Genomic DNA, 7,722 nt, shown 5'->3' with positions numbered 1-7,722 from the left:
GAGAGGCTTCCTGAGCCGTTTTTTCCTTCCTTATGGTTAGCCAGGACTCCAATTTTTTGATGAGCCAATTTCAGTGCAAGCACATGAAATAATGACTCATCAAAAAACCGGATGAGGTTTATTAAAACTGAATAAAACCGTGGAACATTGCTTACTTATTGAGCGTGGAACAAGAAAAATTGCTAAAACAGCCTAAGAGAGCGTGCTTAGGCTGTTTTTACAGATATAAAACATTGTTTTAAAAGGAAATTTTTTGGACGTTTCGTATAAGGTGTATTATGTTAATTTTAGATAAACTATAGAATCCATTAGTTTTTAAACCAATAAATTAAATATTTTATGGAACTCCAGAATATTTATTCAGGCGATACTTAAGCAATAAGGGTAGGGTGATTACATAAAGTATTGCAGCTAATGCCCATACCATTCCAGGAGCTGATGCCTGAGTCATAAAATAGAGGCTAGTAACTAATACAGGACCAATTATAGCCCCCAGACTATTAAAACTGCTTAATAGCCCTTGTAATTCACCTTGTCTTTCATCACTAATACCTCTGGACATCATTGCTTGCAAAGCAGGAACGGCTACTCCACCAAGGGCAAACAATGGTAACAACGCAAAAGGCACCCATTCTTCAACAGCAATAGATAAAAGAAGTAAACCAATTGCATCGCAAGCTATTCCACATAACAACGTATTTTTCTCTCCAAACCTCTTTACCATAGGGGCGATAGCAAAAGCCTGTGCAATAGAATGGCATATTCCATAACTAGCAAGGGAAACACCTGCAATAAATATACTCCAGCCATAACGATCCTGCCCATAGATAACCCATAAAGTTGCGGGGACTTGTGAAACCAATGTGATAATTAAAAAGATACCAAGCAATGGAGCCATATTAGGTTGAGTGATCAAATAGGATAATTTCTTTAATATTGATTGCTCCTGAACCTTCTCAGTCATTTTATTGCTGTGTTTTGATTCTTTTAATAAGACTGCTGTCATTATTAAATTAATCCCATTCATAAAAGCAGCAGCAAAGAACGGTGCATGTAAGTTCCATTCACCCAAAACTCCACCTATTACCGGACCCGCTATAAACCCAATACCAAAGACAGCTCCAAGGAGACCAAACCTTTTTGCACGCTCATGGGCTGGAGTAATATCTGAAACATAAGCTGTTGCAACAGCCATGTTGGCACCTGTAATTCCCGCAAAAATACGACCAATATATAGCCACAATAGAGAAGGAGCAGCAGCCATTAGGAGATAATCAGCCGTTGCACCAGCAATTGAAATAATTAATACAGGTCGACGTCCAAATCGGTCACTCAACGCTCCAAGGATAGGTGCAAAAATGAACTGCATCAGAGCATACACAGCTAATAAAGCACCATAGTGAACACCGCCTGCTTCAGCTCCAGCCAATGACCGTAATAATTCAGGCAAGATCGGCATAATTAAACCAATCCCAACAGCATCCAGAAATATAGTGATTAAAATCACGCTCAATGATTTCTTCACAAATGCCTTCTCTAGCAATGATAGAATTAATATTCTCTCACACACTCCCTATCAGTGATAGATTTATGAGTAAAAAAGATATTGCACCTCAACGTCTGACACGTGAAATAGTCCTGCGTACCGCATTGGATATGTTGAATGAAGAAGGCATAGATTCAATAACCACACGCAAGCTAGCTCAACGATTGGGTATTAAATCTCCAACTCTATATTGGCATTTCAAGAATAAATCCTTGTTAATGGAAGCAATGGCGGAAACCATTATAAATGAACACCATTTAGTTTCTTTACCCATCGATGGGATGACATGGCAAGATTGGTTGCTCGCTAATTCTGTAAGCTTTCGTCGAGCACTACTAGCTTACCGTGATGGTGCTCGTCTACATGCAAGAACTAGCCCCAGTCAAGGACATTTCAACACGATTGAGGCCCAAGTTGCGCTGTTATCTCATGCTGGGTTTTCTCCTGTTGAAGCAGTTGCATTACTTATGACATTAGGAAGGTTTATTGTTGGGTGGGTCCTTGAGGAGCAGCAAGAAGAAATAAGATCAGACCCACCATTCGAAGCCGATCCAACTATATATCCACTCATGCTCCAAGGAGTGAATACCTTACAAAATATGAATGCGGATGACATTTTTGAAAATGGGATTCGTATGGTGATTATCGGTGCTGAAAGACAACTTGATATTAAAATGCAAACTTAACTCTATACTGCTTTAAGCAACTGTTCTATTTAGTAATAAAGCTTTTATCCTTAATTATTTAACATAATAGAGCTTATACGAAACGCAATTTAAAATATTATTGTTTTTCATATAGTTATAAAATTTTGACTGACTTCAAAAACAGTAAAAAGCCGACTTAGAAACAAGTCGGCTTTTTTATGAGCAGGTTTGATACCTTTTGCCAAGAACATAGGTTATTAAATAATCAATTGATAAAATATATTCTTATTATTTCATTTACTCATAAAATATATTCATTATAATGTTGTGTATTCGATCGAATACAATAAAGAGGAACTTTCATGACCGAGATTAAACGTCTCCCTGAATTTGATGAATGGCTAGATAGCATTAAAGACAGTATGACCCGTCTTAAACTGAATCGAAGATTAGATAAGGTTCAGCGTGGTAATTGGGGCGATGTAAAGCATCTTCAAGAAGGTGTTTGGGAAATGCGAGAGTTCTTCGGACCAGGTTGGCGCATGTATTACATCAAACATGGTGATGTAATCATTGTGATGCTTGGAGGTGGTGATAAATCTACACAGCAAAAGGATATAGAACGAGCTGTTGATTTATCAAAATCTTTAGAGGATTGAAAAATGGTTAAAATAGCTGATCTACCTAGCTTTGACATGGCAGAAGCACTTAAGAGTGAAGAAGATATTGTAATGTATCTTAATATGGTTCTTGAAGAGAATGACCCTGCTGAACTAGCTCATGCACTTGGTGTAATTGCTAAAGCTCGTGGTATGACTCAAATCGCTAAAGAAGCAGGAATTGGACGTGAAGCACTTTACAAAGCACTCCGTCAAGATTCAGCACCTCGTTTTGATACGATTAATCGTGTAGTAAATGCTTTAGGTCTAAAACTAACTGTGCAGAATGCATAACTATTAATAAAATTTTGTCTAAGTTCCATCTTATTTAACATAAAATCTCTTATGCGAAATTACATACCAACTTTAACCACATTGTGGACAGGTTGGATTTTAGAGATAAGAAAAACTTCTAGGGCATTTGCTAAATAAGCCGTATCACGCTCAAAGCCTATTGTAATGATGGATCCAGCATCTTTCAGTCTTGGATCTATCGCAATATATTCAGTTTTATCTTCATTCCATCGGCAATATTTCATTACCCTGGCGCTTAAGCCATTACCACGATAACGGCCAGCACCTCTAGAAGTCCCAACACCGATATAAGTCACTAAATCCCCTTTGACAAACGCATATACACCTTGTTTATCGTAATTAGGAATTTTTCCAAAATTAAAATGTACTGGTGACCATTCAGGAGGCTTTCCTAATAGGTCTACATTCCAGTGATGTTCGAAGAATAATTCTGTATTACGTATTAACTTATTAAGTGTTGGATCTTCCACTACTTATCCCTCAAAATTTATAAATTAAAAAGCTTTCGGTCACGCTCATCTGTTAAATACTTATCCATCTGAGCAATTAATTTAGCTCTGGCTTGTTCATCATCTTCAGTGATCTTTAGCATACAGGATCCAATTAAAATTTTGCGTCTGGTATCATCCTTTCGAGCTTGTTCTTTCTCTTTAGCACGTTCTCTTGCCAGTGCTGCCTGTCTTTGAGCCTTTAACTGCTTTAGCTTTTCTTCCTGTGCTTTGATTTTGCTGTCTAGTGTTTCAGTAACGCTCATTAATCCAATACCATCATCCTGGGAAACCATCCCTAACATAAGCGCACTTGAATATGCATTCAAGGTGCTATATGTATAGTAATGTTTTCCTCGAAGAGCGCACTTATGCAAACTTTGTTTGCAAGTACGATTGGGGTCTCCCCCAATACCCCGACAACCGTATTCACGGTTGTATTTCACTACGTGAAAATTTAAAAGCGAAAAACAGACATGGCGATTTACCACTTTTCAGTTAAAACCGTAGCAAGATCAGCAGGGCGTTCCGCCACTGCTGCGATTGCCTATCGGGCAGGTGAAAAGATCTATTGCGAACGTGAAGGCCGAGAACATGACTACAGCCGAAAAACTGGTGTGGAATACAAAGAAATTTATTTACCCGAAGGCGCACCAGAGTATTTAAAAAACCGGGGAAAACTCTGGAACGAAGTGGAACAACGAGAAACCAGAAAAAACTCGACAGTCGCCCGGGAATTTGAAATTGCTTTTCCAAGTGAGTTGAACCAGGAACAACGCCTGGCCATGCTCGAAGAACTATGCGCCAGTATCGTAGACAGACATCAGGTGGCCGTCGATGCCTGTATCCATGCACCGCATACCGGATCCGGCAGTGATGAACGCAATTATCACGCCCATATCCTGATGAGCACACGCAAGCTCACTCCCGAAGGTTTTACCGAGAAAACCCGGGAACTGGATCAGAAACACAGTGGAGAAATCGAACATTGGCGCGAACACTTTGCCAATATCTGCAATATGCACCTGGATCTGGCCGGGTCCACCGCCCGGGTTGACCACCGCAGCTACAAAGACCAGGAGAATGGCCTGGAAGCCACCCTGCACGAAGGACCGAAAGTCACCGAGCTGCGCCGAAAAGGGATTGAGACCGAAATCAGCCGAAGCAATGATGAAATCAAACAGAGAAATCAGGCTCAGCTGCAATACGGCAAAAATATGGACCTGCTGATTGCTGAAAATGAGATAAAACTCAGAAAACTGAAAACTGAACAGCAGATCCAAATCAAAAATAGCGCTAAAACGCCACCAATTGACGAAAAAGCCCTGTTTGAGGAAAAACAGAGAGAAACCCTAGTCAAATTGCTACAAGGCGAAATAAGCGCAAAAGAGGCGAATCTAGACCTGCATTTTATGCAGGATGTTTTTAAAAAGGCAGAAAACACCCTGGGCAAGATGCAAAAGCATAAAAACGAGTTCAATCAGCAGCTCGCCCAGGAGATCGTGAAAAGCGGACTCAAGCAAAGTCATGACAAATTGCAAAGCCTGGTGGATCAACACAACCAATTAACCCAGAACAAACCCTTACTGTTTGGAAAAAAAGCCTGGGAAGCCCAACGTGATGCGATTTACCAAGAACACAAAAAACTGAAAGGTCAGCATGAACACCAGAAAAAACATGGTGTGAAGGATTTATTGGAAAATGAAAAGTTTAAAGAACATGCCTGGAAGCAGTACCAACAACAACATCCGGCCAAAGCCAAGCAATACCAGAATCTATACTCAACCTATCAAGTCATTAAAAAATGTGTGAATGAGATCAAAGCAGAACAACAGCTGAAACTCAGACAAGAACAACAACTCAAAGCACAGCAACATGCGCCTAAAATGAAATCTCGTGGCATGAGTCGTTAAACAGAGCGAGTGTCTACGAGCGAACTGAGAAAATTTGCCCTTTCCTTTCCCTGATTACAAGCTCCCTATCCATTAATCACCTACCCTACAGAGCATCCCGAATGGGTGCGAACTTTCCAAGTTTTATTCCTAGACCGAGCGAAGCGAGAAAAAAAGCTTATGAGCGAAGCGAATTCCGAGTTGCTTTTGCTTTTTATTGAAGTTACCTAGGGATTAACCAAAAATTGCCCCAACGAATCGAGCGAGAGCGAGATTCAATAGAGTTTGAGCGAAGCGAAAACCAAGGGCAATTTTTCATGAAATATGCTTTTAATTATTTTTAAAGTTTTTAAATGTTTTTAACTCGACTGAATCCTTTTATTTATAAGGATTTCAAGCTTTATATAGCAACGTTTCCTCGGTTATATAGCAACGTTTCCTCGGTTATATAGCAACGTTTCCTCGGTTATATAGCAACGTTTCCTCGGTATTTGACAACAAATATTTATTATGTTGTTATAGCAACACAATAAAATTGTTGCTAAATAGAATGACATGACAGACTTAGTCGTAAAATCTAATAAACTTGTACAAGCTTTACAGACACTTACTTTAAGCGAAACCCGTTTACTTCAGCTCGCAATTGTAGACGCTCGTGAGACTGGACAAGGATTATCAACAGATGAACCTTTAGAATTAAATGCTCTTAGATATGCTAAAGCATTTAACGTTTCTCCAGATGCAGCTTATTTAGCATTAATTGAAGCAGAAGATTCTCTTTTTAAAAGACAATTTACGATTACCAATGAAGATGGAACTTTAACAAAAAGTCGCTGGATTCAAGATGCTAATTATCGGAAAGGTGAAGGAAGAATTTTAGTTACCTTAACTCGTGTGGTAATTGAACATGTCACTAAAATAGATGGGTTTGAACAGTATTTTACTAGTTATCATTTGAAAAAAACTGCTGACTTCAAAAGCGTTTATGCAGTACGTCTTTATGAGCTCTTAATGCAATGGAAGTCTGTAGGGAAAACGCCTGTTTATGAATTAAATAAATTTCGTAGCCAACTTGGTATAGGTGTTAACGAATACACTCGAATGGAAGCATTTAAGAGACGTGTTTTAGATATTGCAGTAGATCAAATCAACGAATTTTCAGATATAACTGTTAAATACGAACAGCATAAAAAAGGTCGTTCAATCTCAGGATTTTCTTTTAGCTTTAAGCCAAAGAAAGCAACTATTCGATCTATAGAAACTAATAGAGACCCTAATACAACTGATCTGTTCTCGAGAATGACAGATAAGCAACGCCACTTATTCGCTACTAAACTTTCCGAACTACCAGAAATGGGTAAGTATTCTCAGGGTACAGAAAGCTATCCACAATTCGCTATACGTATTGCTGAAATGCTTCAAGATAGTGAAAAATTCCAAGAATTATTCCCTTATCTTCAAAAAGTTGGCTATCAAGCTGCCTAAAATTTATACTTGATCATTTGTCTATTAGGCAGTCTAATAGACAACAACTTTTGACAGAGTTAGGCATAGATTTACAGCATGAAAAGCCTTACAGTTCTTGAGCTTTCTAAGCTTTACAATATCAATAGACAAACGATTTACAACAACATAAAGAAAGGAATTTTAAGTAAAAATTCTGATAATAAAATTGATCTGGCTGAAGCTATCCGTGTTTTTGGCGAACCTTCAAAAAAACTAGATGTAAAAGAATCTGTAAAAATAGACAGTCCAAATTCGGCAGAAGTTTTACTACTTAGGCAACAGATAGACATGCTGAAAAATCAGCTTGATGATGCAAAAGAGCGTGAATCCTTTTATCAAAATCAAATTGAGACGATGCAACGTCTACTGGAAGCACCCAAACCAAAGATTCAAGACCCTAGTGAACTCGAACTCCCTCAATCAGCTCCCATTGTAGAAATGAAGGAAGAGGTAATAGTCGTTCCACCTAAAGATGACGGATTGACTACTCCAGAGAACAAACGTATCCCTGTCCCAGAACACGTTGAGCCTGAACCTAAAAAGAGAGGCTTCCTGAGCCGTTTTTTCCTTCCTTATGGTTAGCCAGGACTCCAATTTTTTGATGAGCCAATTTCAGTGCAAGCACATGAAATAATGACTCATCAAAAAACCGGATGAGGTTTATTAAAA

At 38.8% G+C, this 7,722-nt stretch carries 9 protein-coding genes; 6 read left to right on the top strand and 3 right to left on the bottom strand.

Translation table 11 applies throughout. The features are described from left to right. Nucleotides 1–337: 337 nt before the first annotated feature. Nucleotides 338–1,525: a tetracycline efflux MFS transporter Tet(39) gene (gene tet(39) / locus FTU16_RS16010; RefSeq protein WP_004856455.1), complete on the bottom strand. Its 1,188-nt coding sequence runs from the start codon at nucleotides 1,523–1,525 to the stop codon at nucleotides 338–340. Between the two features lie 65 nt (nucleotides 1,526–1,590). Here tet(39) and FTU16_RS16005 point away from each other — a divergent pair, with 65 nt between their 5' ends. The 3 genes from FTU16_RS16005 (at nucleotide 1,591) to FTU16_RS15995 (ending at nucleotide 3,146) form a co-directional block, all read left to right on the top strand. Further along, nucleotides 1,591–2,232 (top strand): TetR/AcrR family transcriptional regulator C-terminal domain-containing protein, encoded by a 642-nt coding sequence (locus FTU16_RS16005; RefSeq protein ID WP_004787586.1) that lies wholly within the window; start codon nucleotides 1,591–1,593, stop codon nucleotides 2,230–2,232. Nucleotides 2,233–2,555: 323 nt separating this feature from the next. Then, nucleotides 2,556–2,852, top strand: a complete 297-nt coding sequence (locus tag FTU16_RS16000; protein ID WP_004787583.1) for a type II toxin-antitoxin system RelE/ParE family toxin — start codon at nucleotides 2,556–2,558, stop codon at nucleotides 2,850–2,852. A 3-nt stretch (nucleotides 2,853–2,855) separates the two neighbouring features. After that, the gene (locus FTU16_RS15995) at nucleotides 2,856–3,146 is read left to right on the top strand and encodes an addiction module antidote protein (protein ID WP_004787581.1); all 291 of its coding nucleotides are present in this window, start codon (nucleotides 2,856–2,858) and stop codon (nucleotides 3,144–3,146) included. A 59-nt stretch (nucleotides 3,147–3,205) separates the two neighbouring features. Here FTU16_RS15995 and FTU16_RS15990 read toward each other — a convergent pair whose 3' ends face one another. Together FTU16_RS15990 and FTU16_RS15985 are read right to left on the bottom strand one after the other, a co-directional pair. Next, a complete protein-coding gene (locus FTU16_RS15990) occupies nucleotides 3,206–3,637 on the bottom strand; it encodes a hypothetical protein (RefSeq protein ID WP_039090891.1) in 432 nt (143 codons plus the stop codon). 17 nt (nucleotides 3,638–3,654) lie between these two features. Further along, the gene (locus FTU16_RS15985; RefSeq protein ID WP_088749624.1) at nucleotides 3,655–3,921 is read right to left on the bottom strand and encodes a mobilization protein; all 267 of its coding nucleotides are present in this window, start codon (nucleotides 3,919–3,921) and stop codon (nucleotides 3,655–3,657) included. A 210-nt stretch (nucleotides 3,922–4,131) separates the two neighbouring features. Here FTU16_RS15985 and mobQ point away from each other — a divergent pair, with 210 nt between their 5' ends. The 3 genes from mobQ (at nucleotide 4,132) to FTU16_RS15970 (ending at nucleotide 7,635) form a co-directional block, all read left to right on the top strand. Beyond that, complete coding sequence (gene mobQ / locus FTU16_RS15980) at nucleotides 4,132–5,568, top strand: MobQ family relaxase (protein WP_039090895.1); 1,437 nt, start codon at nucleotides 4,132–4,134, stop codon at nucleotides 5,566–5,568. A gap of 534 nt (nucleotides 5,569–6,102) precedes the next feature. Beyond that, entirely contained in the window at nucleotides 6,103–7,032 is a 930-nt protein-coding gene (gene repM, locus FTU16_RS15975; protein ID WP_000131200.1) for a replication initiation protein RepM, read from the top strand. Nucleotides 7,033–7,110: 78 nt separating this feature from the next. Next, nucleotides 7,111–7,635 carry a plasmid replication DNA-binding protein gene (locus FTU16_RS15970; protein WP_039090898.1) on the top strand — a complete coding sequence of 175 codons (525 nt, stop codon included), beginning with the start codon at nucleotides 7,111–7,113 and terminating at the stop codon, nucleotides 7,633–7,635. The last annotated feature ends 87 nt before the right edge of the window (nucleotides 7,636–7,722 follow it).

The sequence above is a fragment of the Acinetobacter sp. YH12069 genome, assembly GCF_013419675.1.
GTDB classification, from domain to species: domain Bacteria; phylum Pseudomonadota; class Gammaproteobacteria; order Pseudomonadales; family Moraxellaceae; genus Acinetobacter; species Acinetobacter amyesii.
Note: the sequence above shows the minus strand (reverse complement) of the source record. Positions and strands in the feature narration are given on the sequence as shown.

Bases quoted from the DNA above. Each gene is read 5' to 3' on its own strand.
- FTU16_RS16005 (WP_004787586.1), top strand. From the start codon at position 1,591: ATGAGTAAAAAAGATATTGCACCTCAACGTCTGACACGTGAAATAGTC.
- FTU16_RS16000 (WP_004787583.1), top strand. From the start codon at position 2,556: ATGACCGAGATTAAACGTCTCCCTGAATTTGATGAATGGCTAGATAGC.
- FTU16_RS15995 (WP_004787581.1), top strand. From the start codon at position 2,856: ATGGTTAAAATAGCTGATCTACCTAGCTTTGACATGGCAGAAGCACTT.
- FTU16_RS15985 (WP_088749624.1), bottom strand. From the start codon at position 3,921: ATGAGCGTTACTGAAACACTAGACAGCAAAATCAAAGCACAGGAAGAA.
- mobQ (WP_039090895.1), top strand. From the start codon at position 4,132: ATGGCGATTTACCACTTTTCAGTTAAAACCGTAGCAAGATCAGCAGGG.
- repM (WP_000131200.1), top strand. From the start codon at position 6,103: ATGACAGACTTAGTCGTAAAATCTAATAAACTTGTACAAGCTTTACAG.
- FTU16_RS15970 (WP_039090898.1), top strand. From the start codon at position 7,111: ATGAAAAGCCTTACAGTTCTTGAGCTTTCTAAGCTTTACAATATCAAT.